Origin of the sequence: Streptomyces sp. R28 (genome assembly GCF_041052385.1) — a bacterium.
Lineage (GTDB): Bacteria > Actinomycetota > Actinomycetes > Streptomycetales > Streptomycetaceae > Streptomyces.
Genome location: NZ_CP163439.1, coordinates 8,492,851 through 8,515,828 on the forward strand (window position 1 = coordinate 8,492,851; position 22,978 = coordinate 8,515,828).

The window sequence follows — 22,978 nt, forward strand, 5'->3', positions numbered from 1 at the left end:
CTACCGCCCCCGGGTTCCGTCCCCCGTCTCCCGCTCACCCCTGCAACAGCACCACGCCCGACTCCGCGGGCACATGCAGTACCCCGTCCGCACCCGGCGCCCGCACGGGCTCCCACGCGGCCAGTACGTCCGCCTGGCGGGGCCCCAGGGGGATCGCCGCCGGTTCCTTGGCGAGGTTGACGGCCACGCGTACGTCGCCGCGCCGGAAGGCGAGCCAGCGCTCCTGCTCGTCGTAGGCCACCTTGGTGTCGGCCAGGTCGGGATCCGTGAGGTCGGGCTGCTCGTGGCGCAGGGCGATGAGACGGCGGTACCAGGCCAGCACGCGCGCGTGGTGCTCGACGTCGAGCTCGGACCAGTCGAGACAGGAGCGGTCCCGGGTCGCCGGGTCCTGCGGGTCGGGCACGTCCTCCTCGGCCCAGCCGTGCTCCGCGAACTCGCGCCGCCGTCCGCGCCGTACGGCTTCGGCCAGCTCCGGATCGGTGTGGTCGGTGAAGAACTGCCAGGGCGTGCCCGCGGCCCACTCCTCGCCCATGAACAGCATCGGCGTGAACGGCGCGGTCAGCGTCAGCGTGGCCGCGCAGGCCAGCAGGCCGGGGGAGAGGGAGGCCGCGAGCCGGTCGCCCTGGGCGCGATTGCCGACCTGGTCGTGGGTCTGGCTGTAGCCGAGGAGGCGGTGCGCCGCCACGCGCGTACGGTCCAGCGGGCGCCCGTGGCGGCGGCCCCGGAAGCTCGAGTACGTCCCGTCGTGGAAGTAGCCGCCGGTGAGGGTCTTGGCGAGGCCTGCCATGGGGGCGCGGGCGAAGTCGGCGTAGTAGCCCTGGGACTCGCCGGTCAGCGCGGCGTGCAGGGTGTGATGGAAGTCGTCGTTCCACTGCGCGTGCAGACCGACGCCGCCCTCCTCGCGCGCGGTGATGAGCCGAGGGTCGTTGAGGTCGGTCTCGGCGATCAGGTACAGCGGCCGGGCGAGGTCGGCGGCCAGGGCGTCGACGGCTGTCGACAGCTCCTCCAGGAAGTGGCACGCGCGCGTGTCCTTCAGCGCGTGCACCGCGTCCAGGCGCAGCCCGTCGATCCGGTAGTCCCGCAGCCAGGCCAGCGCGCTCTCCAGGAGAAACGCGCGCACCTCGTCCGAGCCGGGCGCGTCCAGGTTGACGGCGGAACCCCAGGGGGTGTGGTGCTTGTCCGTGAGGTAGGGCCCGAAGGCGGGCAGGTAGTTACCGGACGGGCCGAAGTGGTTGTGTACGACGTCGAGGACCACGCCCAGGCCCAGTTCGTGTGCCCGGTCGACGAAGCGCCTCAGTGCCTCGGGGCCGCCGTACGGCTCGTGCACGGCCCAGAGGGAGACCCCCTCGTATCCCCAGCCGTTTCGCCCCGGGAAGGGGCACAGTGGCATCAACTCGACGTGTGTGACGCCCAGTTCGACGAGATGCCCGAGCCGCTCGGCGGCCGCGTCCAGGGTGCCCTCACGTGTGTACGTGCCCACGTGCAGCTCGTACAGCACCGCACCGGGCAGGGGCCGTCCCGCCCACTCGGTACGCCACTCGTACCGCCCGTGGTCGACGACCGCGCTCAGCCCGTCCGGGCCGTCCGGCTGCCGGCGCGAGCGCGGATCGGGCAGCACGGGGCCGTCGTCGAGCGCGAAGCCGTACCGCGTGCCGTCCCGCGCCTCCGCCTCCCCCCGCCACCATCCCGCGCGATCGGGATCGCGCTCCAACGCGCGCGTGGCGCCCTCGCAATGCAGCGTCACACGGTCGGCCTGCGGTGCCCACACCTCGAACTGCACGGACGGTTCCCCTTCGTCTGCTCACCGTGATGTAGCCCGTCCATGGTGCTTCAAACGAGATCAATCCGCTTTTGAATCTTCCCTTTTGCGGCAGGTGTCGTGGCCGGGGCGGTCGATCATGCGTGCGGGGTGGCCGTTTCCCCGTTTTCTGGACACGTGGGAGCCACTGACCGACAATCAGCTCCGTGACGTCGTCTTTCGAGTTCAATACCTACCCCGCGCGGCTCTCCGACGCGGAGCGCGACAAGGCGCTGAAGGTGCTCCGTGACGGCGTCGCCATGGGCCGGCTGTCGCACGACACGTTCGTACGGCGCATGGAACTGGCTCTCGTCGCCCGCCGCGCGGACGAGCTCGCCGTCCTCACCGCCGACCTGCCCGTCGAGAGCCGCGTCTCGCGCCTGGTGTTCGGCTCGGTCGAGGCGATCTCCGGCTTCACCGTGCGTCTGCGCAGGGCCTGGCAGGCCGAGCGGCTGCCCAAGCTGCTGCTGCCCCACCCCGCGACCGGCCATCCGCTGCGCATCGGCCGCGACCCCGCCAACGGACTGCGGCTGACCCACGAGACGGTGTCCCGGGTGCACGCCGAACTGAGCCACCAGGCCGGCTTCTGGGTCCTGCGCGACCTCGGCTCCACCAACGGCACCACGGTGAACGGCCGACGGGTCATCGGCGCCGTCGTGGTCCGCGAGGGCGACCAGGTCGGGTTCGGCCGGATGTCGTTCCGGCTCGCCGCGAACTGAGCCGAACCTCGACTCCGGCCTTGGCCTTACTTGAAGCGTTGACTCAAGTCCCTTTGCCCTCTGTGGTGTTGACGTGGTCGTCAACTCGTGACTGACTGTGCGTACACCGTGCACACCAGGTGAATCGACGGCACCACATGTGGAGGTGTGCCCTGCCGCCACTCCTCCGCTACCCGACCGTCGACGAGCTGGGCGCACGGGCGGCCGCGCTCGTCGCCCGCCGCCCACGTGACGCGCGGCTGCGCCGCGTGGGGACGTCCCGCGCGGGCACGCCCCTTTTGCTGCTGTCCGTCGGCCACGGCAGCCGCCAGGCCCTCGTCGTGGCCGGCCCGCACGCCAACGAACCGGTGGGCGGTGCCACCGTGCTGCGGCTGGCCGAACGGGTGCTCGCCGACCCCCGCCTGCACGAGGGCGCCGACGCCACGTGGAACCTGCTGCTGTGCCTGGACCCCGACGGCCTGCGCCGCAACGAGGGCTGGCTGCACGGCCCGTACGCCCTCGACGGCTACTTCCGGCACTTCTTCCGGCCCGGCTTCCTGGAGCAGCCCGAATGGCTGCCCGACGGTGCGGCCGCCGTCACGCTGCCCGAGACCCGCACGCTGCTCGACCTCCAGGACGAACTGAGGCCCTTCCTCCAGTGCTCCCTGCACGGCGTCGACGTCGGCGGCGGCTTCGTCGAGCTGACCCACGACCTGCCCGGCCTCGCCCAGCGCGTCGCGCACACCGCCGCCCGCCTCGGCATCCCCCGCGAGCTCGGCCCCTACGACACCCTGTACTGGCCGGCACTGGGACCCGCCGTCTACCGGATCCCCAGGCCCCGCCGGGGCGATCTGGCCGCAGCCATCACCGAGGCGGCCGTCGAGTCGACGTGGTTCCACCCGCACCGGCACGGCACCGTCACGGCGGTCGTCGAGGCCCCCATGTGGGGCGTGGCCGCCGTGGAGGACGGTGCCCCGCACGCCGATGAGGAAACGGTCCTGCGCATGGTGAGCCACACCCTGCGCCACGACACCCACGTCCTGGAGCGGCTGCTGGAGCGGCTGCGGCCGCACCTTCCCGCCGGACCGGAAACGGCCCGGCTGCTCGCCCCGGTCGACGACTATTTACTGGTCTGCCCCGGGCTCGCCGACACCTGGGACCCCGACGTCGAGGATCCCGTCGGCGCACGCCCCCTGCCCCCGCTCAGCACCGCGCACCTGGCCGCCCTGCGCATCGCCGGGCGGCGCCTCGCCCTGCGGACGGCCGGGCTGCTGCACCAGCTCGTGACGGGCGCCGGGCGCGACCCGGCCGGGGTGCTGCCGGAACTGGACCGGCTCCTCGACGAGTGGTGCGAGGACTACCGCGACGGCTGCGGAGCGCGCTGGATACCGGTCGCGCGCCAGGTGGAGTACCAGTCGCGGGTGGTCCTCGCCGCGTTCGAACTCGCCACGCGGCACGCGCCCGCGTGCTCCCGTTCGGGTGAGTCGGGGTGGAATGCCGGGGCGGCCGTGCCGATGCATCGGGAATGACGCGATGCATCACAGCCGTACGTGGCGCGCTGCTCACCACAGCCGCCGCCCTCGCCCTCGGCGCCGCCGCGCCCCAGGCGACGGCCCAGGACTCCGACTCCGGCAACTGGCTCTTCGTCACGGTCACCCGTGGCGACACCCCGCACGGTGAGGCGCCCGGCAGGCTGCTGCTGTGCGATCCGCCGCAGGGCCACGGCAAGGCGGCCGAGGCCTGCGAACAGCTCGACAGGGTGGGCGGTGACATCGGCCGGCTCCAGCGGAAGGACGCCTTCTGCCCGATGATCTACGCGCCGGTGACCGCCCACGCGCGCGGAGTGTGGAACGGCCGCCCGGTCGAGTACCGGGAGACGTTCTCGAACGGATGCGGCATGTCGGCCCGGACGGGCGCGGTCTTCGCCCTGGACGGCTGACGCTCCACCGCACGGCGCTGCACGCGCGCGTGCCGGCGGCGTGGCTCACGCCGCTCGGTCACGCGCGTGCAGCGCTGCCGCGACGACCGTCCGGGACTGGTGCTCGACCTGGTGCTCCAGAGGCACCCAGCGGGCGCGGAAACGTTCGGCGAAGGCGTCGCTCCAAGTCGCCACGAGGCGTTCGAGCGGCGGTGCCGCACGGTCGCCGCTCTCCTGCAGGACACGCAACAGCATGGCCGCCGCCCGCAGCGGCAGCCGCCGCCCGAAGGCGTCCACGCTCCCGACGTACGCCATGGTGTCGTCGGCGGGCGGCGTGTGCATCCAGTCGGCCGCCAGCCCCGGCACCAGCTCCAGCGACCACTTGGCGGCCCGCAACAGGGGACCGTCGACGCCTTCCAGGCGGGGGAGCGCCTCGCCGAGCACCCGCTCCACCTCCAGCGCGTCCCGCAGCAGCCGGGACGCCAGCCGCCGCATCGCCCTGGCCGGGGCCGGATGCGGCGCAGGGTCGTCCACCAGGTCGCTCGCCCACATCGGCACCTCGACGACCGCGGTCAGGCCGCCGTACCGGTGCACGTGATACCAGGTGCTGCTGCGCGCGTCGTCCGGCATGCTCGGATACGCGGCGCCCGCGCCCGGCGCCGGCATCACATGCACCCCGGGTCCGGCCGCGGGCCAGCCCGCCGCGTCCGAGGCGCCGGTCTCCACCGGGATGTGCAGCTGGGCCGCGGACTTCGCGAACGGCTCGGCGAGCCCGGGGATGTCCTTCGTCAACTGCACCCAGCTGCCGCCCAGATCGGTGCCGTGCAGGGTCACCTGGAGGTAGGGGCGCAGCTCGTCGATGACCCGGGTCAGCGCGCGCGTCTCGGGCGGCAGCCGGTCGGGCGGCAGCGCGGCCGGTGCCCACTCCGGCTGCTCCGGGGCCGCGGGCCGGAAGAAGCCGAGGTGGTAGTCGAACAGGCTGCGGGGCGCCGGCGTGATGTGCAGGCTGGCCCCGTCGGGATCCGCGCACAGCAGGAAGTGCCAGGAGGTGTCGGCCCGCAGCTCCCGCTCGTGCAGGACCCGTTCGGCGACCGCGAGAAGGGTGGAGCTCCCCGTCGGTTCGTTGGAGTGCGCCCCCGCGACCACCAGTACGGCGCGTCGGGCGTGCCCGATGGACAGCAGAAGCAGGGGTCTACCCGCCCGGGAGGACCCCACCTGTCTGAGTACGCACAGGTCGGGCCGGTGAGCGGCCAGCGCTCGGACGGACCGGATCAGCTCGGTCAGCGTGGGGTAGCGCAGCTCCGGCAGGAGACTCACCCCCGTCACTTCCGCCCGGCTTCGCAATCCGCAGTACCCCATGGTCTGGTTTACGTGTCAAGGAGTTCACGGGGGAGCCTCCAGGGGGCGCCCAGTTGCATTTGCCGCCAGCAGGTGCAGGGCGGTGGGCGTCAGCGGGAGCGCGAGGCCCGTCCCGGCGGGGTGGAGGGATCGGTTTCGCCCCGTTCGCACCACTTCCGAGTGCCCGTACGGCCGTCGGTAGCCCGGGCACGAAGAGGGCGACGTCGCTCGTCACCACGCGCCGCCCGTCGTGTACGAGCTCCGGGAGCGTGCGCGGGCCCGAGCCGGTCGCCGGCAGGACGTCACGGCGCGCGGGGCAGCCGTACGCGCCCGAGAGGGTGCTCCCTGGGCACGCCGTACGGCAGTACCGATCGGCCTGCTCACACCGACTCCTCCCCGCCGACCCGCTCCAGCAACGCCACCGGCAGCCGCTCGAACAGCTCCTCCAGGCGCGCGTGCCCGCTGAACTCCCGCTCCGGGGCCAGCACGTCGGCCCACCGCCCCGGCGGGAGCGGCAGCAGCGTGTCACGCCAGCCGCCGGACCGTGCCAGGCCCAGCGACAGTCGCGTCACGGCGGTGACCACCTCACCGGAGCGCACGAAGGCCGCACAGTGCGCGGCCGACGGCCCCTCGGCGGCCAACGGCGCGTACGACGCCGAGTCACCGAACACCTCGGGGCGCCGCCCGCGCAGCCGTAGCGCCGCCGCAGTCACGGCGCCCTTCTCGCCGGGATCCTCGTGCGGGAACCGTACGGCCCGCCGGTTGTCGGGGTCGACCAGCGCCCGGTACTCGCCCTCGGTGCCCTGGTAGACGTCGGGGACGCCCGGCATCGTCAGCTGGGTCAGGGCCATGCCCAGCATGTTGGCCCGGATGTGCGGCTCCAGGCGGCCTCGGAAAGCGGCCACGCGCGCGTACGGCGCCCCGCACGGCCCCGCCGCGACGAACTCCGCCATCGCCTCCTCGTACGGCGGCTCCTGCTCCGTCCAGCTCGTGAACAGCCCCGCCTCGCGCACATGCTTCAACAGGGCGCCCTGAACGCGGTCGACGTCCGCATCGCCCAGCCCGAACACCGTCTGCCAGGCCGCCCACGCCAGTTGCGCGTCCGGCACGCCCTCGCCGTCGCGCGTCACCTCGGTCAGAACGTCCCCCCATTTCTCCGGGCACTCGGTGAGCACGGCCAGGGCGGCCCGTACGTCGGCACTGCGCTTGGTGTCGTGCGTCGACGCGACCGTCCCGGTGAGGGGCCAGTCGCGCTGCACGCGCGCGCAGTAGGCGTGGAACGCGTCGGGTGAGACGGCAGGGCTCCCCGGGTTCCCGCCCACCTCGGTCGCCGACAGCAGCGGCACATAGCGGTAGAACGCCGTGTCCTCCACGGACTTGGCCCGTAGCGCCGACGCCGTCTGCGCGAACCGCGTCCGGAACTCCACGTGCTCCGGCCCGTCCCCGGCCCGCCCGAGCACCAGCTCGCGCACGACATCGACCGCACCGGCCTCCTCGGGCACGACGAAGGCGAGCCGGGCCTCGGCCGCGGCCTCCTCGGTGACCACGCGGGCCGCGTCAGCCAAGGAGTACGGCCGGTAGACCTCCAGCCGGGCGAGGAGTTCCTGCAGCGCGGTGCGCAGCGCCCAGGGCGCGCGGTCGCGCAGCGCGGGCTCCGTGGATGTGACACACACGCGGTGCGCCACTCGCGTCAGTCGGTCGATCTCGGTGGCCAGCTCGTGCGTGAGCACCTTGTACGCCGCCCGCCGCACCGTCGCCTCCCAGTCGCCGCCCCGGTCCGTCTGCGGGGCCGCGAACCGCCGGTACCGGCCGAGGAGTTCCCCGAACCCCGCCGGGTCGGTGAACAGGCCGTCGACCTGCCGCAGGGCGTCGTAGCCGGTGGTGCCCGCGACGGGCCAAGAGGCCGGCAGGCGCTCCCCGTCCGACAGGATCTTCTCCACGACCGTCCAGCGCCCGCCGGTCGCCTCGTGCAGGCGCTGCAGATACCCGTCGGGGTCGGCGAGTCCGTCGGGATGGTCGATGCGCAGCCCGTCGATCACGCCCTCGCGCAGGAGCTGGAGGATCTTGGCGTGCGTGGCCTCGAACACCTCCGGGTCCTCGACCCGCACCCCGATCAGCTCCGAGATGCTGAAGAACCGCCGGTAGTTGAGCTCGGTCCGGGCCAGCCGCCACCACACGGGCCGGTACCACTGGGCGTCCAGGAGCTGCGGCAACGGCAGCTCCTCGGTGCCCTCGCGCAGCGGGAACACCTGGTCGTAGTAGCGCAGGACGTCGCCGTCCACTTCCATGCGGCCGAGCTCCTCGCCCAGCGGGTGCCCCAGCACCGGCAGCAGCACCTGGCCGCCCTGCGCCTCCCAGTCGATGTCGAACCAGCGCGCGTACGGCGACTTGGGGCCCTCGCGCAGCACCTCCCACAGGGCGCGGTTGTGCCGCGGGGCCATGGCCATGTGGTTCGGCACGATGTCCACCACCAGGCCCAGGCCGTGCTCGCGCGCGGTACGCGCCAGCGCGCGCAGCCCTTCCTCGCCGCCCAGTTCCTCGCGCACGCGCGCGTGGTCCACGACGTCATAGCCGTGCCCCGACCCCGGAACCGCCTCCAGGACCGGGGACAGGTGCAGATGCGAGACGCCGAGCGAGGCCAGGTACGGCACGGCCGTCGCCGCGGCCTCGAACGGGAACGAGGGCTGTAGCTGCAGCCGGTAGGTTGCGGTCGGCACCATCGGGTCAGGTCGCTCAGGTGTCATGGAGAGCTACGTACCCGCCCTGCCGCCCTTCGTGTCATCGTCCCCTCCACGTGGGCCCACGCGCGTGCCTGGCTTCGAGCGAGGGGAGAGACGGGGACGAGCGGACGAGGCGGTACGCCGACGACCTACCGAGCGGTGATCCGCCTGACCGGGCCGCTGCTGCCGGTCATGTCCTTCGTGGCACGGCTGCCGACCGCCACCATCCGGTTCGGCAGCGTGCTGCTGGTCGCGCGGACGAGCGGTTCCCTGACCGCGGCGGGGCTGACCGGGGGCGCGCTCGCCATCGGGCAGGCGGCCTGCGGCTCGCCGTGCTCGGGGCGGTGGATGAGATCTCCTTCGTCCTGGGACCGGCGCTGGTCGGTCTGGCGGCCGTGACGGCACATCCCAGGTATGCGCTGGCCGGCGCCGCGGTGCTGGTGGCCCTGTGCGGCAGCGGCTTCGCGCCGCGTCGGACGGCGGCGACACGGTCCGGGCCCGTCGCGACGTCGGCGGAACGACGCTCCAGCGCTGCCCCGACGCGCTCGGCACGACGCTCCAGCCCCGTCCCGACGCCCATCCTCCGCTCCATTCACGCCGTCGTCACCGTCCTCGGCATCGCCTACACCCCGCACCTCATCACGGTGTTCGGGCTCACCGAGCGCGTGGAGGCGGCCTTCGGGGCGGCGGGCCTCACTGCCGCGCCCGCTTGCGCGACGGCGCTGAGGGCGCTGAGGGCGCGCCCGGCGTCGTACACCGGACGCGCCGCCGAAAGCCACCTCCACGCGCGCGTGCCCGACGAGACCGGGACCGGACCGGGACCGGGGCGGCGCGCGCCGGCACACCGTCCTAGACCGGCCGCTGCAACACCGTCAGACTGCGGTCCACCAGCGTCAACCGGTCCCCGGCCTGCACCTTCGCTCCGGTCCCCGGCGGCACCCCGTCCGTGCGGGCGGTGTCGACGACGACCTGCCACTGGCGGCCGTGGTTGACCGGCACGACGAAGTCGAGGGTCTTGGGAGAGGCGTTGAACATCAGCAGGAACGAGTCGTCGGTGATGCGCTCCCCGCGCGCCCCCGGCTCCGAGATCGCGTTGCCGTTGAGGAACACCGTCAGTGTCGACGCCTGCGCCCGGTCCCAGTCCCGCTGGGCCATCTCCTTGCCCTGCGGTGTGAACCAGGCGATGTCCGACAGGTCGTCGTGGGTGCCTTCCACGGCCCGTCCGTGGAAGAAGCGACGCCTGCGGAAGACCGGATGGTCCCGCCGCAGCCACACCATCGCGCGTGTGAAGGCGAGCAGCTCGCGGGGCAGCCCGTTCGTGCCCTCTGGGGCCGAGCCGTCCTCCGCGTCCTCGGCGCCCTCCTGCGGCCACTCGATCCACGCCAGCTCGCTGTCCTGGCAGTAGGCGTTGTTGTTCCCGCGCTGTGTGCGCGCGAACTCGTCGCCGTGGCTGAGCATCGGCACACCCTGGGAGAGCATCAGCGTGGCGATGAAGTTCCGCATCTGGCGGGCGCGCAGCTCCAGGACGGCCGGGTCGTCGGTCTCGCCCTCCGCCCCGCAGTTCCAGGACCGGTTGTGGCTCTCGCCGTCCCGGTTGTCCTCGCCGTTGGCGTGGTTGTGCTTGTCGTTGTACGAGACGAGGTCGTGCAGCGTGAACCCGTCGTGGCAGGTCACGAAGTTGATGGAGGCCAGCGGGCGCCGACCGTCGTCCTGGTAGAGATCGGAGGAGCCCGTCAGCCGGGACGCGAACTCCGCCAGCGCCCGCGGCTCACCGCGCCACAGGTCTCGTACGGTGTCGCGGTACTTGCCGTTCCACTCGGTCCACAGGGGCGGGAAGTTCCCCACCTGGTAGCCGCCCTCGCCCACGTCCCACGGCTCGGCGATCAGCTTGACCTGGGAGACCACCGGGTCCTGCTGCACCAGGTCGAAGAACGACGACAGCCGGTCCACCTCGTGGAACTGCCTCGCCAGGGTGGCCGCGAGGTCGAAGCGGAATCCGTCGACGTGCATCTCGGTGACCCAGTAGCGCAGCGAGTCCATGATCATCTGCAGGACGTGCGGGGACCGCATGAGCAGGGAGTTTCCGGTGCCCGTGGTGTCCATGTAGTAGCGCGGGTCGTCCGTCAGGCGGTAGTACTGCGGGTTGTCCAGGCCCCGGAAGGACAGCGTGGGGCCCAGGTGGTTGCCCTCGGCGGTGTGGTTGTAGACCACGTCGAGGATGACCTCGATACCGGCCTCGTGCAGCGCCCGCACCGCCGACTTGAACTCCAGGACCTGCTGGCCGCGGTCGCCCCAGGAGGCGTACGCGTTGTGCGGGGCGAAGAAGCCGATCGTGTTGTAGCCCCAGTAGTTGTTCAGACCCATGTCGACCAGACGGTGGTCGTTCACGAACTGGTGGACCGGCATCAGCTCCAGCGCCGTCACGCCCAGCTCGGTCAGGTGCTCGATGACCGCCGGGTGCGCGAGGGCGGCGTAGGTGCCGCGCAGTTCCTCGGGCAGCCCCGGGTGGCGCATCGTGAGGCCCTTCACATGGGCCTCGTAGATCACCGTGTGGTGGTACTCGGTGCGCGGCCGCCGGTCGTCGCCCCAGTCGAAGTAGGGGTTGACCACGACAGACGACATCGTGTGCGGCGCCGAGTCCAGGTCGTTGCGCCGGTCGGGTTTGTCGAAGTGGTAGCCGTACACCTCCTCGCCCCAGCGGATCGAGCCGCTGACCGCCTTGGCGTACGGGTCGAGCAGCAGCTTCGCGGAGTTGCAGCGCAGACCGTGCTCCGGGGCGTACGGGCCGTGCACGCGGAACCCGTACCGCTGACCCGGCATGACGCCCGGCACATACGCGTGCCGCACGAACGCGTCGCTCTCCCGCAGTTCCACCGCCGTCTCCGAGCCGTCGTCGTGCAGCAGACACAGCTCTACTCGGTCCGCGGCCTCCGTGAAGACCGCGAAGTTGGTGCCGGCGCCGTCGTAGGTGGCACCGAGTGGATATGCCTCTCCAGGCCAGACCTGCATGGACACGACTCTTTCAGCTGGAGCGCGCCGTCGGGGGCGCCTTGACGTCGAGTCTCCCCGAAAGTGATGGAACCACCTATGACTTACGTCCCTCTTACCGGTCGACCAGTGCATACACGGTATGCCGAACCAGTGGGGCCAACACGTACTCCCGGGGACATACGGGGAGTAGGGGGAAGATGTGCGCAAGATAGTGCACCGCCATCTGGGCAAGGTGGTGGCAGGTGCGGCCATCGCGGTGGCCGGAACGGCCGTGATGGTCGGAATCACCCTGCCGGGGACGGCGGGGGCCGACGAAACCGGAGGGACCGACAGCGGTCAGAGCGCCCAGCAGGCGGCCCAGGGGCAGGGGGCCGGCGCGGTGCCGCCGGGCGTCGTCGAACAGGCGCCGAGCGAGGGTGACAAGGGCACGGGCAACGACCCGCTGACCGACGACGAGATGGACCGGGCCGCCAAGCTCGCGGCGAGCCCGCAGCTGCGCAGCGCCGGCGAGAACGTCGAGGGCGAGCGCGGCCCGCAGCGAGTCGGCGTCGACTTCGCCGAGCCGGAGGCCGACGAGTCGGCCAGGGCGAACGCTCCGCGCCGGGCCGAGGTGACGTTCTACGACTACAAGACCGACGCGCTCGTCACGAGGACCGTCAACCTCGACACCGGGAAGGTCGAGCAGACCACCACCGAGCACGGCGTCCAGCCGCCGCTGAGCCGGGCCGAGTACGCCGAGGCGGCGAAGATCCTGATCGCCGACCCGCTGGGCGCGGGCATGAAGGCGGACTACAAGGACGCCACCGACAAGGAGCTCACCTCCCCGGACCAGCTGCTGCTCAACGGCGCCGTGTACCGGGCAGCTCCGGGCGCGCAGCCCGCCGTGCTCGACCAGTGCGGCGAGCACCGGTGCGTGCGGCTGTTCCCGAAGGTCAAGAACGGGCCCTGGATCGACGCCCGGTCCTTCGTGATCGACCTCAGCGCCCGCAAGGTCGCCAAGCTCGACATCGGCTGAACCTCTCTCCGTTCAGTTTTCCAACTCGCACGGCTCATCCGTGCACCTCATGTACTTGCACCTCCTGTAAGGGAGTCACTTCTTCATGCGCGTGAACAGAATGAGCCGTGCCCGCAAGGGCGCGGCCGTGGGCCTGTCCGTGGCCGCCTTGGCCGCCGGCGCGACGACCGGCGCGGGGCCAGCCTCCGCCCAGCCGAAGAGCGCCGCGGCGCCGGCCGCCGAGTGCAGCGCCGCCTACCGCATCGAGCAGAAGCTCACCAGCGGCACGACCTGGCGTATGTGCTGGCGCTACGACGGCAAGGCCGGGCTCGTTCTGGAGAACATCTCCTACCAGCCCAAGGGTGAGCCCAAGCCGATCAAGGTCCTCAACAGCGCGAGGCTCGGCCAGATCCACGTCCCGTACGACGACGGCAGCGTCGAGTACGACGACCTGACGGGCTTCGGCTTCGCCCAGGGCCTGATGAACCTGGCGCCCGGCGAGTGCCCCGGCGGCACCATCAAGACCGTCAAGGTCCCGGAGGCCTGGCAGGACCCGAACGTCAAGGGTCTGTGCACCACGACCCGCGCGCGGGGACACGCCTACCGTATGCAGGGCGACACGGCGAACAAGGTCTACCAGGCGCAGGGCAAGGACCTGCTCGTCTACACGGTCAACCAGGTCGGCTGGTACGAGTACATGACCGAGTGGCGCTTCCAGGACGACGGCACGGTCACCATGAACGTGGGCGCGACCGGCAGCCTGTCCTTCGACGACTACGACGCCGGCGACGGCCGCGGCTGGCCGATAGGCAAGGGCGACCAGGCCAAGGCCACCAGCCACAGCCACAACGTCTTCTGGCGGCTCGACTTCGCTCTGGACGGCTCCACCAAGAACCGTGTCGAGCAGTACGACTCCGCCGTGACCGCGCCCGCCGCCGGTGATCAGGCCCCGAAGACCAAGACCACCGTCACCAAGGTCACCAAGGAGCTCGCCGGCGACGCCAAGGCCTACCGCTGGTGGCGCATGGTCAGCGCGACCGGCAAGAACAAGGACGGCCACGCGCGCTCGTACGAGATCGTCCCCGGCGCCACCACCAAGTACCCGGGCCGCAGCTTCACCAAGCACGACGTGTACTTCACCGAGTACGACAAGTGCGAGAAGTTCGCCACGAACAACCCCGGTTGCGGCAACGGCCACGCCAAGACGGTCGACAAGTGGGTCGGCGGCCAGAACCTCACGCACCCGATCGCCTGGATGAACGTGGGCTTCCACCACATCGCCCGGGACGAGGACCAGCAGCCCATGCCGGTCCACTGGCAGGGATTCTCCATCGTCCCGCGCGACGTGACGGCTATGAATCCGCTCACTCCGAGCGAGCTCGCCTGGCAGAACGGGCACTGGCGGCCCCGTAGTTGAGAAACGACCCTGTCCATCCGGCTGCACCGCCCGCCGCTCCCGGAGTACCCTTCCTTGATCGTTGGGACGGGGAGTGCTCGGGGGAGCGGAAGGCGGTGCGCGGGTGGGCTCGGGAGGGCTGGAGTTGCCCCCTGGTGACGAGGGTCACGAGGGGAACTCCACAGACGTCCCGCCCGGCGCGGTGTCCCTGGCCAGACCGATGGAGACCAACTCCATCGGTCCGGAGCTGGACTGGGACACCGACGCCTGGCGCGAGGTGCGTACACGCGCCCAGCGCGCCGGCCGGGCCTACATCTGGCTGAACCTCGTCGAACAGCGGCTGCGCGCGGTCGTGGCCGCTGTTCTGCGTCCCATCTACGAACCCGTCCACGGTGACGACTGGGTCGTCGCGGCGGCCGGACCGGCCGGCCAGGAATGGGTCCAGCGCGCGGTCGCCGTACGCGAAGTCAGCCGCCGCAAGGGCTACTTGCTCGACCCGGCCGACGACAACGTCCTCATCTTCCTCACGCTGCCGCAGCTGCGCGAGCTGATGGTGCAGCACTGGCCGTGCTTCGAGCCGTACATCGACGACCGTCGGGACGTCGAACTCGCCCTGGACGAACTCGAAGTGACCCGGAACGTCGTCTCGCGCAACCGCGCCCTGTCCGAGGCGGTCCTGAACCAGGCCGAGCGGGCCTCGGCGCGCCTGCTCGAGATCCTCGGCGCGGGCGGCGACGTACCCTCCGCGCGCCGGCTGCCCGTGGACGCGGTCGAGGACCTGGTCGGAGACCGGTACGCCGACGTGGTCGCCGTGCACCCCGACCGGGTACGGCTGCTGCGCCAGTTCCCGGCCGAGGACATCTTCGGCGGCGCCCGTCGGCTCGACGCCATCGGTATCGGCCTCAACCTGCTCGTGCAGAACTTCTCCGGACGGCGTCTGGTGCGCCTCGCCGAGTCCGGCTGCCGGGTGCGGCTGCTGTTCCTGAACCCGGCCTCCAGCGCAGTGAAACGGCGCGAGCGCGAACTCGGCATCAAGCGGGGCGAGTTGAGCCGCGCGGTCGAGATGAACATCCTGCACATGCGCCGGGTGCGGTCCCGACTGCGGGACCCGGGTGCCTTCGAGATCCAGGTCTTCGACGAGACGCCCCGCTTCACGGCGTACCTCGTGGACGGCGACGGCTCCGACGGCATCGCGATCGTGCAGTCCTATCTGCGGCGCACCCGGGGGCTGGAGGCGCCGGCCCTGGTGCTGCGCAACGGCAGCAGGGTGGTCAAGTCGGAAGAGATCGACCCAAGTGGGCTTTTCCCGACGTACCGCGAGGAGTTCGAGCTCATGTGGGCGGATTCGCGTCCAGTGTCCTGAACTGTCCCCTTGTGGGAACGCTGCCTCACCACGGAAGCGGAATGCGGTCCTCTGATTGTCAGTGGCGCATGGGAGGGTGGAGACCACTGGGGGAAAGCACCACCAAGAAGGGGGACCGCCCATGGGCTGGCACCGGGAGCTGCTGATCGGCTTCGACCTGGAGACGACCGGGACCGATCCGCGCGAGGCGCGCATCGTCACGGGGGCCGTGATCGAGGTCAGGGACGGGCAGGCCCTAGGGCACAGGGAGTGGCTGGCTGATCCGGGCGTGGAGATCCCGGCGGATGCGGTCGCGGTGCACGGCATCAGCAATGAGCGCGCGACCGCCGAGGGCCGCCCGGCCGACCAGGTGGCGGACGCCATCGCCGACGTCCTCGTGACGTACTGGAAGACGGGCGTGCCGGTCGTCGCCTACAACGCGGCCTTCGACCTGAGCCTGCTCTCCGCCGAACTGCGGCGGTACGCACTGCCGTCCCTGCGCGACCGTCTGGGCGGCGTGGATCCCGCCCCGGTCATCGACCCGTACACCATCGACCGCTGGGCCGACCGCTACCGCCGCGGCAAGCGCAACCTCGAAGCGGTCTGCCGGGAGTACGGCATCTCGCTCGACTCCGCGCACGACGCCTCCGCCGACGCGCTCGCCGCGGCCCGGCTGGCTGGTGCGATAGCCACCCGCCACCCCAAGATCGCGGCCCTCGGCCCGGCGGAGCTGCACCACCGCCAGATCGAGTGGTACGCCGAGTGGGCGGCGGACTTCCAGAACTTCCTGCGCCGCAAGGGCGATGCGACAGCGGTGGTCGACGGGACGTGGCCGCTCAGGGAGCCGGCGGGGGAGACGGTCTGAGATCGGGGCGCCGCGTGCTGTCCTGAGGTCTTTGGCGCCCTCCGTCACAGCTGTGGCGACACGACCGCCTGTGTCGTCGGCGCTGCGATGCGCTCGATGCGGGGCTTGGCCAGCCGTTCGTAGTCCGCTCCCGAGATGAGCAGCGAGCGGTCGAGCCGGGCCGCGTTGAAGTACAGCTTCGGCTGGGCCACGACATCCGGATCGGCGACCAGTTCGAGGTCGGGATCGAAGCTGAACGGCAGGACGGTGCCGGGGACGGCCCGGGCCAGCCGCTCGGCGGTCTCCGGCTCGCTGAAGCCGACATAGCGCGCGGCGAACAGCGCCCGGACGGCGTCCAGGTCCACCCGTCGGTCTCCGGGGACGACCGCGAGGACGTGACGCGTGGTGCGGCGGTCCACCTTGACCCGCAGCACGATGCACTTCGCGGCCTCGGACGCCGGGTGCCCGCGCAGCGCACAGACGGCCTCGGTGGCGCCCTCGGGCTCGTGGTCGATGAGGCGGTGGTCGACGGAGGATGCGTCGAGCAGGGAGATCAGGTGGTCGTAAGTGTCGTGCCGGGTGCGGTCGTCGTGGGTGCCGGCGTCGTGGGTGCCGACGTCGTAGGTGTGGTCGGGCATGCGGAGTCCTTGTCTGCGGGGGCTCTGTCTGCGGGGTCCCCGTCGAGGGGGTGGGGCGAGGCGTGGGGTGAGGCGTGGGGTGAGGGGCATCGGGTTTCCGGTGCGCTGCGGTGCGCCCGTTCCACCGCCTGCCCCCAGTACGTGCCGGCGAGCATCAGTGCGGCCCCGAGACCGGTGAGCGCGGTGAGGTGCTCACCCCCGAGCGCGATGCCCACCGCGACGGCCCAGACCGGCTCCGTGCCCAGCAGCAGGCTGGCCCGGCTGGCGGAGGTGCGCTGTACGGCCCAGGTCTGGGCGAGAAAGGCGAACACGCTGCAGAACAGGGCGAGATAGACCAGCTGGGCCCAGGTGGCCGGGGCCGCGTGAGCAAGCGTCGGCAGGTCGTGGGCGGCGGCCGGCAGGAACAGGGCCGTGCCGACCAGGGTCTGCACGGTGGTCAGGTGCAGGGGGCGGATCGCCCGCCCGGTGGTGAAGCGGCCGACCAGCGCGACATGCCCGGCCCGGATCAGTGCGGCGCCGAGCATCAGCAGGTCGCCGAGGCGGGGCGCGTGGAAGCCGTTGCCGGACATCAGCAGCCCGACGGCCAGGACGCACACGCCGGTCGCGGCGAAGAAGGAGCCGGGCAGCGCGCCGCGGCGGCCGCCGCGGTCGAGGAGCGGGGTGAGGACGATGGTCAGGCTGATGATGAGCCCGGCGTTGGCGGCGCTGGTGTGGGCGACGCCGTACGTCTCCACGAGCAGGACCGCGGCCTGGGTCACGCCCAGGGGCACACCGGCCCGCAGTTCGTCACGTGTCCACCGGCGCGCCCCGCGCCCGCGGGAGGCGACGGCGCCGAGGCAGGTGAGCGCGGAGAGAGCGTAGCGGGCGAACAGCACCAGCAGGACGGGGAGCGCGGCAGTGGCCGTCTGGGCCGACAGATAGCTGGAGCCCCAGACGAGGGCGACAAGGAGGAGTACCGCATCGGTACGGCGGACGTCGGACACGCGCCTACGGTGCACCGGAGGCGTCCCTGAAGCCCAGTACCACCTTCTAAAACGATCATTTAGCAGAACTACATCGTCCCTACACTGAGGCAATGGACGAACGGCAGCTGAGGATCCTGCGGGAGCTCGGCGAACTCGGCAGTGTCACGGCGGTCGCCGAGGCGCTGCTGGTGACGCCGTCGGCGATCTCCCAGCAGCTACGGCTGCTGCAGCGCGCGATCCCGGTCCCGCTCACCGAACGCCAGGGGCGCCGGCTGGTGCTCACCGACGCCGGACAGGCGCTGGCGGGAGCGGCCGTCGAGGTGGAGACGGCGCTCGCGCGGGCGCGGCGCACGGTCGAGGAGTTCGTCGAGCGGCCGGACGGCGAGGTGTCGGTGGCGGCGTTCCACAGCGCGGCCTCGGCGTTCTTCCCGCTGCTGATCCGCGCGCTGGCCGGGCCGGGCAAGCCGGTGCCGATGCTGGCCGACGAGGACGTACCGCAGGAGGACTTCCCCCGGCTCACCCGGGAGTACGACATCGTCCTGGCCCACCGTCTGGACCACGCCCCGCCGTGGCCGGACACGGTGACCGCGACGACATTGCTGCGCGAGCCGCTGGACGTGGCGATGCCCATCGATCACCCGCTCGCCGCCAAGCGCCGCGTCACCCCACGCGACGTGGCAGAGGAGCAGTGGATCACCGTGCACGACGGCTTCCCGGTCCTGGCGGTCATCGAAGCCATCGCCGCCGCGGCCGGACGGCGACTCCATCTGGCCCACCGCATCAACGAGTTCGCGGTGGTGGCCGAGGCCGTCGCGGCCGGCGGGGGCGTGGCCCTGATGCCGCGCTGGACGATGCGCCCGCATCCGGCGTTGGTCCTGCGGCCGCTCAGCGGAGTGCAGGCGCGACGGCACATCGACGCCCTGTACCGCCCCGAGCGCACGGCCAGAGCAGCTGTCCGCACGGTCCTGGCCGAACTGCGCCGGGCCACGCGGACCATTCAGCACAGCGGAGCCGGCGGTGGGGAGACGCGCCCCGAAGGGGCGCGTGGCCGCGAATGACGTGCGGCTCCGCCGCGCGGACGTGACCAGCCACGTCAGACCCGCAGTCGCGCGACATCGAGCAGTCCCCGGACAGCAGGCGTCAGAACGAATGCCACCGCACCGTCTCGTCCCCCTCCCGCAACGACGTCACCCGCCGTTCGAACTCCACCAACGCCTTCGGATTGCTGGGGGCATGCTGAGCCACCCACGCACAACTGGCCGTCTCCCGAGCCCCCCGCAGCACCGAGCAGCCCTCCCACTCCCGCACATCCCAGCCGTACGCCTCGACGAACGAGTCGTAAGCCGCCGCAGGCAACCCGTACCGATCCCGCGAGAGTGCCATGACCACCAAGTCATGCTCACGCAGATCGGCCGAGAAGGTCTCCAGATCAACCAGCACCGGACCGTCCGCACTCACATGCACATTGCGCGGCAACGCATCGCCATGGATCGGCCCCGGCGTCAACCGCGGCGTCAACCCCGCGGCAGCAGCGCTGAACCCGTCCCGCCGCTCCCGCAGATACGCCGCGTCGGCCGGATCGATCGCATCGCCCGCCAGCCGCAGCCACCGCTCCACGCCGCCCAGCAACTCACGGGGCGGCAGCTCGATGGAAGGCGTCGGCAACGCGTGCACGACCCGTAGCAGTTCGGCCAAATCCCGTGGCTCGGCGGGCCGTACCGGATCGGGCAGCCGGTGCCACACGGTCACCGGGTGCCCCTCCACCAGCAGCGCCTTGGTCTCGGCCGCCCGCACCGCCGGCACGTCCGCCTCGGCCAGCCAGACCGCGATGTCCAGTTCGCGCCGCGCCCGGTCCAGGAGTTCGGCGTCACGGCCCACCTTGACGACCAGGTCACCGGCGGCGAACACCGCGTTCTCGCCCAGGGCGAGCAGTCGCGCGTCCCGTGCCGGGACGGGCACCACGCCCGCCGCGGCCAGTACGTCCCGCGCCCGTGCCTCGTCCATCGCCCGCCTCCGTGTGGTCGTACGCCTCCATGAACGGCGTCGGATTCCCGCCATCCACCGCTCAGTCTCGCATTCGCACAGGTCGGACCGCGTGCGCACGGCCTTGACGGGGCAGAGCGCCTTCACGACCATGACGGGGCCCATCCCGAGCGGCGCAAAGGGGCTGATTCCGTGACAACGGTGACGGAGGCGGAGAGGCCGGTGAGACGCGCGCCGGGCGGCCCGAGGCGGCGGCGCGTCACGGATCACGGCGCCTGGTTTCTCGTACTCCCCGCGCTGATCCCCATCCTGATCCTGAGCGTCGGCCCGCTGCTCTACGGCATCCTGCTGTCCTTCACCGACGCCCAGTCCGGACGGACCCAGCCCACCCAGTGGATCGGCGGTCTCAACTTCCGGGATCTGCTGCACGACACCCTGTTCTGGGAGTCGTTCCGGATCGGCCTGGTCTGGGCCGTGGGCGTCACGGTGCCGCAGTTCCTGCTGGCGCTCGGCCTCGCCCTCCTCCTCAACCAGGACCTGCGCCTGCGCTGGCTGGCCCGCGCCCTCGCGATCGTCCCGTGGGCCATGCCCGAGGTCGTCGTCGGCGTCATGTGGCGGCTGGTCTACAACCCCGACGCGGGCATCCTCAACGAGACGCTCCGAGACCTGGGCCTCGGTGACGGCCGCGACTGGCTCAGCGGGCTCGGCACCGCCCTGCCCGCGGTGATCGTGGTGGGCATCTGGGCGGGCATGCCGACCACGACGGTCGCCCTGCTCGCCGGCCTGCAGAACACCCCACGCGAACTGCACGAGGCGGCGGCCGTGGACGGCGCCGGCGCCTGGCGCCGCTTCCGCACGGTCACCTGGCCCGCCCTCAGGCCCGTCGCCCTGTCCATCACGGCACTCAACCTGATCTGGAACTTCAACTCCTTCGCGCTGGTCTACGTACTCACCAGCGGCGGCCCCGGCGGCCGCACCCGGCTGCCCATGCTGTTCGCCTACGAAGAGGCCTTCCGCTACGGGCAGTTCGGCTACGCGGCGGCGATGGGATGCGTGATGGTCGCGGTGATCTCGATACTCCTCGCCGTCTTCCTGGTCGGCCGGCTCAGGGGAGGTGACGACGCGTGAGGACCAGTCGAAAGGCGTGGACCAGTCGAAAGACATGGACCAGTCGAAACGCGACCAGCCGAAGCATGAGGACCAGCCGAACCGGCCGCGCCGGGCAGTACGTCGCCCTGCTCGCCTACCTCGTCTTCCTCGCCTTCCCCTTCCTCTGGCTGGTCTCCACCGCCTTCAAGCCCCCGCGCGAGCTGGGCAGCCTGCACCCCACCTGGATCCCGAAGGACCCCACCCTCGCCAACTTCCGCCAGGCCTTCGACGAACAGCCCCTGCTGCACGCCGCCCTCAACTCCCTGATCGCCGCGCTCGGCGCCGCCCTGATCGCCGTACTGCTCGCGACCCCGATGGCCTACGTCATGGCCCGCCGCCGCACCCCGCTCGCGCGCGCGGCGACCGGCTGGGTGGTCGTCAGCCAGGCGTTCCCGCTCGTGCTCGTGATCATCCCGCTGTTCCTGGTGCTGAAGAACCTGCGGTTGATCAACTCGGTGCCGGGGCTGGTCATGGTGTACGTGGTGTGGGCGCTGCCGTTCGCGCTGTGGATGCTCGTCGGGTACGTCCGCGCGGTGCCGCCCGAGCTGGAGGAGGCGGCCGCGGTCGACGGGGCCGGGCGGGTGCGGACGCTGGTGTCGGTGACCGCGCCGCTGCTGGCGCCGGGGATCGTGGCGACGGGGCTGTTCGCGTTCGTCACGGCGTGGAACGAGTTCTTCTTCGCGCTCGTTCTGCTGAAGACCCCGGAGAAGCAGACCCTGCCGGTCGTCCTCACCCACTTCATCGGAGCTGAGGGCGTCGCGGACCTCGGCCCGCTCGCGGCGGCCGCCTTCCTGGCGACCCTGCCCTCACTGCTCGTCTTCGCGATCATCCAACGCCGCATCACGGGCGGCATGCTCGCCGGGGCGGTGAAGAACTGATGCGTACGAAAGTGCTGTTGCCCCTGGTCGTCCTTGCTCTGCTGCTCGCCGGATGCAGCGGCGACGACGGGGGCGGCCCCGGCGGCCGTGTCACCCTGCGCTTCCAGTCCCTGGCCTGGCAGGAGCAGTCCGTCGCGGCCAACAAGGAGCTGGTGAAGGAGTGGAACGCCGCTCATCCCGACGTCAAGGTCGAGTACGTACAGGGGAGTTGGGACAGCGTCCACGACCAGCTCCTGACCTCCTTCGAGGGCGGGGAGGCGCCCGACATCATCCACGACGCCTCGGACGACCTCGCGGACTTCGCGTACGGCGGCTACCTCGCCGATCTCACCGACCTGCTGCCCGAGCGGCTCAAGTCCGATATCCCGCAGCGCAGTTGGGACACGGCGACCTTCGGCGACGGGATCTACGGCGTCCCCTTCCTCCAGGAGCCGCGCGTCCTCATCGCCAACGCCAAGTGGCTGAAGGAGTCCGGCGTACGGATCCCCAGCCCCCAACGCCCTTGGAGCTGGCCGGAGTTCCGCAGCATCACCGAAGAGCTCAGCGGTGACGGCAAGTACGGGGTCGCATGGCCGCTGAAGGAGCCCGTCTCCGCCACGCTCAACCTGTCGCTGTCGGCGGGCGGACAGCTCTTCCACCGGGGCGCGGACGGCCGTGTCACCATCCGGTTCGACAAGGCGGACGAGGTCGTGCCCCGCACGATCCACGACCAGGCCGGCACCGATCGCAGCGCCTCGCCCACCACCCTCGGCAGCGGCGGCTCGGACACCCTGCCCGGCTTCTTCGGCGGTAAGTACGCGATGGTGCCGCTCGGCTTCTCCTACCGTCAGCAGATCGTCCAGCAGGCGCCGAAGGGCTTCCAGTGGCAGGTGCTGCCCGCCCCGGCCGGCGCCGACGGGCTCACTCAGGGCGTCAGCCCGCAGACCCTGTCCATCGCCGAGGACAGCCCGCACAAGAAGGAGGCCGCCGAGTTCATCGACTTCCTGCTCCGGCCCCCGAACATGGTGCGGCTCGCCCTGGGCGACTGGATGCTGCCCACGGGCACCCAGGCGCTGAAGGACCCCGCCCTGCACACCCCGAAGGACGGCTGGGCGACCGGGACCGCCCTCGCCGCGCACCTGCGTTCGGCGCCCGCGCAGTCGGTGCGCGGCTACCCGGAGTGGAAGGACAAGGTCGCCACCCCCGCGTTCCAGGAGTACTACAGCGGCGCCATCGGCCTCGGTGAACTGCGCGAACGCCTTGAGGAGAACGGCAACTTGGTGCTCGCCCGCTACCAGCGCTGAAGTAGGTGTTGTGGAAGCGGGGGGTCGAGGCTTGAGGCCCCGA

At 71.6% G+C, this 22,978-nt stretch carries 19 protein-coding genes and 1 pseudogene; 12 read left to right on the top strand and 8 right to left on the bottom strand.

From position 1 onward, the window contains the following. Positions 1 to 34: 34 nt before the first annotated feature. Complete coding sequence (treZ, locus tag AB5J49_RS37195; RefSeq protein ID WP_369173236.1) at positions 35 to 1,780, bottom strand: malto-oligosyltrehalose trehalohydrolase; 1,746 nt, start codon at positions 1,778 to 1,780, stop codon at positions 35 to 37. A gap of 185 nt (positions 1,781 to 1,965) precedes the next feature. Here treZ and AB5J49_RS37200 point away from each other — a divergent pair, with 185 nt between their 5' ends. From AB5J49_RS37200 to AB5J49_RS37210, 3 genes are all read left to right on the top strand, one after another. Beyond that, positions 1,966 to 2,517, top strand: a complete 552-nt coding sequence (locus AB5J49_RS37200) for a DUF1707 and FHA domain-containing protein (protein ID WP_369173237.1) — start codon at positions 1,966 to 1,968, stop codon at positions 2,515 to 2,517. A 137-nt stretch (positions 2,518 to 2,654) separates the two neighbouring features. Next, on the top strand, positions 2,655 to 4,025 hold the full coding sequence (locus AB5J49_RS37205) for a M14 family zinc carboxypeptidase (protein WP_369175385.1): 1,371 nt from the start codon (positions 2,655 to 2,657) through the stop codon (positions 4,023 to 4,025). Beyond that, complete coding sequence (locus AB5J49_RS37210; protein WP_369173238.1) at positions 4,022 to 4,435, top strand: SSI family serine proteinase inhibitor; 414 nt, start codon at positions 4,022 to 4,024, stop codon at positions 4,433 to 4,435. The genes AB5J49_RS37205 and AB5J49_RS37210 overlap by 4 nt, the downstream gene beginning before the upstream one ends. A 45-nt stretch (positions 4,436 to 4,480) precedes the next feature. Here AB5J49_RS37210 and AB5J49_RS37215 read toward each other — a convergent pair whose 3' ends face one another. From AB5J49_RS37215 to treY, 3 genes and pseudogenes are all read right to left on the bottom strand, one after another. Further along, complete coding sequence (locus tag AB5J49_RS37215) at positions 4,481 to 5,731, bottom strand: M14 family zinc carboxypeptidase (RefSeq protein ID WP_369173239.1); 1,251 nt, start codon at positions 5,729 to 5,731, stop codon at positions 4,481 to 4,483. A gap of 175 nt (positions 5,732 to 5,906) precedes the next feature. After that, positions 5,907 to 6,065 (bottom strand): annotated as a pseudogene (locus AB5J49_RS37220) (dihydrolipoyl dehydrogenase); the annotation flags it as partial. 67 nt (positions 6,066 to 6,132) lie between these two features. Further along, positions 6,133 to 8,496 carry a malto-oligosyltrehalose synthase gene (gene treY, locus AB5J49_RS37225; RefSeq protein WP_369173240.1) on the bottom strand — a complete coding sequence of 788 codons (2,364 nt, stop codon included), beginning with the start codon at positions 8,494 to 8,496 and terminating at the stop codon, positions 6,133 to 6,135. A 135-nt stretch (positions 8,497 to 8,631) separates the two neighbouring features. Here treY and AB5J49_RS37230 point away from each other — a divergent pair, with 135 nt between their 5' ends. Beyond that, entirely contained in the window at positions 8,632 to 8,871 is a 240-nt protein-coding gene (locus tag AB5J49_RS37230) for a hypothetical protein (protein WP_369173241.1), read from the top strand. 450 nt (positions 8,872 to 9,321) lie between these two features. On the opposite strand, the gene glgX is transcribed toward AB5J49_RS37230, so the two are convergent. Next, positions 9,322 to 11,481, bottom strand: a complete 2,160-nt coding sequence (gene glgX / locus AB5J49_RS37235) for a glycogen debranching protein GlgX (protein ID WP_369173242.1) — start codon at positions 11,479 to 11,481, stop codon at positions 9,322 to 9,324. A 181-nt stretch (positions 11,482 to 11,662) separates the two neighbouring features. On the opposite strand from glgX, the gene AB5J49_RS37240 reads away from it, so the two are divergent. From AB5J49_RS37240 to AB5J49_RS37255, 4 genes are all read left to right on the top strand, one after another. Then, entirely contained in the window at positions 11,663 to 12,478 is an 816-nt protein-coding gene (locus AB5J49_RS37240; protein ID WP_369173243.1) for a Tat pathway signal sequence domain protein, read from the top strand. An 85-nt stretch (positions 12,479 to 12,563) separates the two neighbouring features. Then, entirely contained in the window at positions 12,564 to 13,874 is a 1,311-nt protein-coding gene (locus tag AB5J49_RS37245; RefSeq protein WP_369173244.1) for a copper amine oxidase, read from the top strand. Positions 13,875 to 13,977: 103 nt separating this feature from the next. Beyond that, complete coding sequence (locus AB5J49_RS37250) at positions 13,978 to 15,216, top strand: SAV2148 family HEPN domain-containing protein (protein ID WP_369173245.1); 1,239 nt, start codon at positions 13,978 to 13,980, stop codon at positions 15,214 to 15,216. 121 nt (positions 15,217 to 15,337) lie between these two features. After that, on the top strand, positions 15,338 to 16,060 hold the full coding sequence (locus AB5J49_RS37255; protein ID WP_369173246.1) for a 3'-5' exonuclease: 723 nt from the start codon (positions 15,338 to 15,340) through the stop codon (positions 16,058 to 16,060). A gap of 44 nt (positions 16,061 to 16,104) precedes the next feature. Here the strand turns inward: AB5J49_RS37255 and AB5J49_RS37260 are convergent, their stop codons facing one another. Together AB5J49_RS37260 and AB5J49_RS37265 are read right to left on the bottom strand one after the other, a co-directional pair. After that, positions 16,105 to 16,677 (bottom strand): YbaK/EbsC family protein, encoded by a 573-nt coding sequence (locus AB5J49_RS37260; protein ID WP_369173247.1) that lies wholly within the window; start codon positions 16,675 to 16,677, stop codon positions 16,105 to 16,107. After that, complete coding sequence (locus AB5J49_RS37265) at positions 16,593 to 17,660, bottom strand: DMT family transporter (RefSeq protein ID WP_369173248.1); 1,068 nt, start codon at positions 17,658 to 17,660, stop codon at positions 16,593 to 16,595. Before AB5J49_RS37265 ends, AB5J49_RS37260 begins: the two co-directional genes overlap by 85 nt. A gap of 92 nt (positions 17,661 to 17,752) precedes the next feature. On the opposite strand from AB5J49_RS37265, the gene AB5J49_RS37270 reads away from it, so the two are divergent. Further along, positions 17,753 to 18,700, top strand: coding sequence for a LysR family transcriptional regulator (locus tag AB5J49_RS37270; RefSeq protein ID WP_369173249.1), 948 nt, complete (start codon positions 17,753 to 17,755; stop codon positions 18,698 to 18,700). Positions 18,701 to 18,782: 82 nt separating this feature from the next. On the opposite strand, the gene AB5J49_RS37275 is transcribed toward AB5J49_RS37270, so the two are convergent. Continuing rightward, on the bottom strand, positions 18,783 to 19,646 hold the full coding sequence (locus tag AB5J49_RS37275) for a phosphotransferase enzyme family protein (RefSeq protein WP_369173250.1): 864 nt from the start codon (positions 19,644 to 19,646) through the stop codon (positions 18,783 to 18,785). A gap of 171 nt (positions 19,647 to 19,817) precedes the next feature. Between AB5J49_RS37275 and AB5J49_RS37280 the strand changes: the two genes are divergently transcribed. The 3 genes from AB5J49_RS37280 (at position 19,818) to AB5J49_RS37290 (ending at position 22,935) form a co-directional block, all read left to right on the top strand. Next, positions 19,818 to 20,753 (top strand): carbohydrate ABC transporter permease, encoded by a 936-nt coding sequence (locus AB5J49_RS37280; protein WP_369173251.1) that lies wholly within the window; start codon positions 19,818 to 19,820, stop codon positions 20,751 to 20,753. A 65-nt stretch (positions 20,754 to 20,818) separates the two neighbouring features. Further along, entirely contained in the window at positions 20,819 to 21,652 is an 834-nt protein-coding gene (locus AB5J49_RS37285) for a carbohydrate ABC transporter permease (RefSeq protein WP_369173252.1), read from the top strand. After that, entirely contained in the window at positions 21,652 to 22,935 is a 1,284-nt protein-coding gene (locus AB5J49_RS37290) for an ABC transporter substrate-binding protein (RefSeq protein ID WP_369173253.1), read from the top strand. Before AB5J49_RS37285 ends, AB5J49_RS37290 begins: the two co-directional genes overlap by 1 nt. Positions 22,936 to 22,978: the final 43 nt, after the last annotated feature.

Coding starts and splice junctions, on each gene's coding strand:
- AB5J49_RS37245 (WP_369173244.1), top strand. CDS start 12,564: ATGCGCGTGAACAGAATGAGCCGTGCCCGCAAGGGCGCGGCCGTGGGC.
- AB5J49_RS37270 (WP_369173249.1), top strand. CDS start 17,753: ATGGACGAACGGCAGCTGAGGATCCTGCGGGAGCTCGGCGAACTCGGC.
- AB5J49_RS37255 (WP_369173246.1), top strand. CDS start 15,338: ATGGGCTGGCACCGGGAGCTGCTGATCGGCTTCGACCTGGAGACGACC.
- AB5J49_RS37275 (WP_369173250.1), bottom strand. CDS start 19,646: ATGGACGAGGCACGGGCGCGGGACGTACTGGCCGCGGCGGGCGTGGTG.
- AB5J49_RS37210 (WP_369173238.1), top strand. CDS start 4,022: ATGACGCGATGCATCACAGCCGTACGTGGCGCGCTGCTCACCACAGCC.
- AB5J49_RS37290 (WP_369173253.1), top strand. CDS start 21,652: ATGCGTACGAAAGTGCTGTTGCCCCTGGTCGTCCTTGCTCTGCTGCTC.
- treY (WP_369173240.1), bottom strand. CDS start 8,496: ATGACACCTGAGCGACCTGACCCGATGGTGCCGACCGCAACCTACCGG.
- AB5J49_RS37285 (WP_369173252.1), top strand. CDS start 20,819: ATGAGGACCAGCCGAACCGGCCGCGCCGGGCAGTACGTCGCCCTGCTC.
- glgX (WP_369173242.1), bottom strand. CDS start 11,481: ATGCAGGTCTGGCCTGGAGAGGCATATCCACTCGGTGCCACCTACGAC.
- AB5J49_RS37260 (WP_369173247.1), bottom strand. CDS start 16,677: ATGCCCGACCACACCTACGACGTCGGCACCCACGACGCCGGCACCCAC.
- AB5J49_RS37205 (WP_369175385.1), top strand. CDS start 2,655: ATGTGGAGGTGTGCCCTGCCGCCACTCCTCCGCTACCCGACCGTCGAC.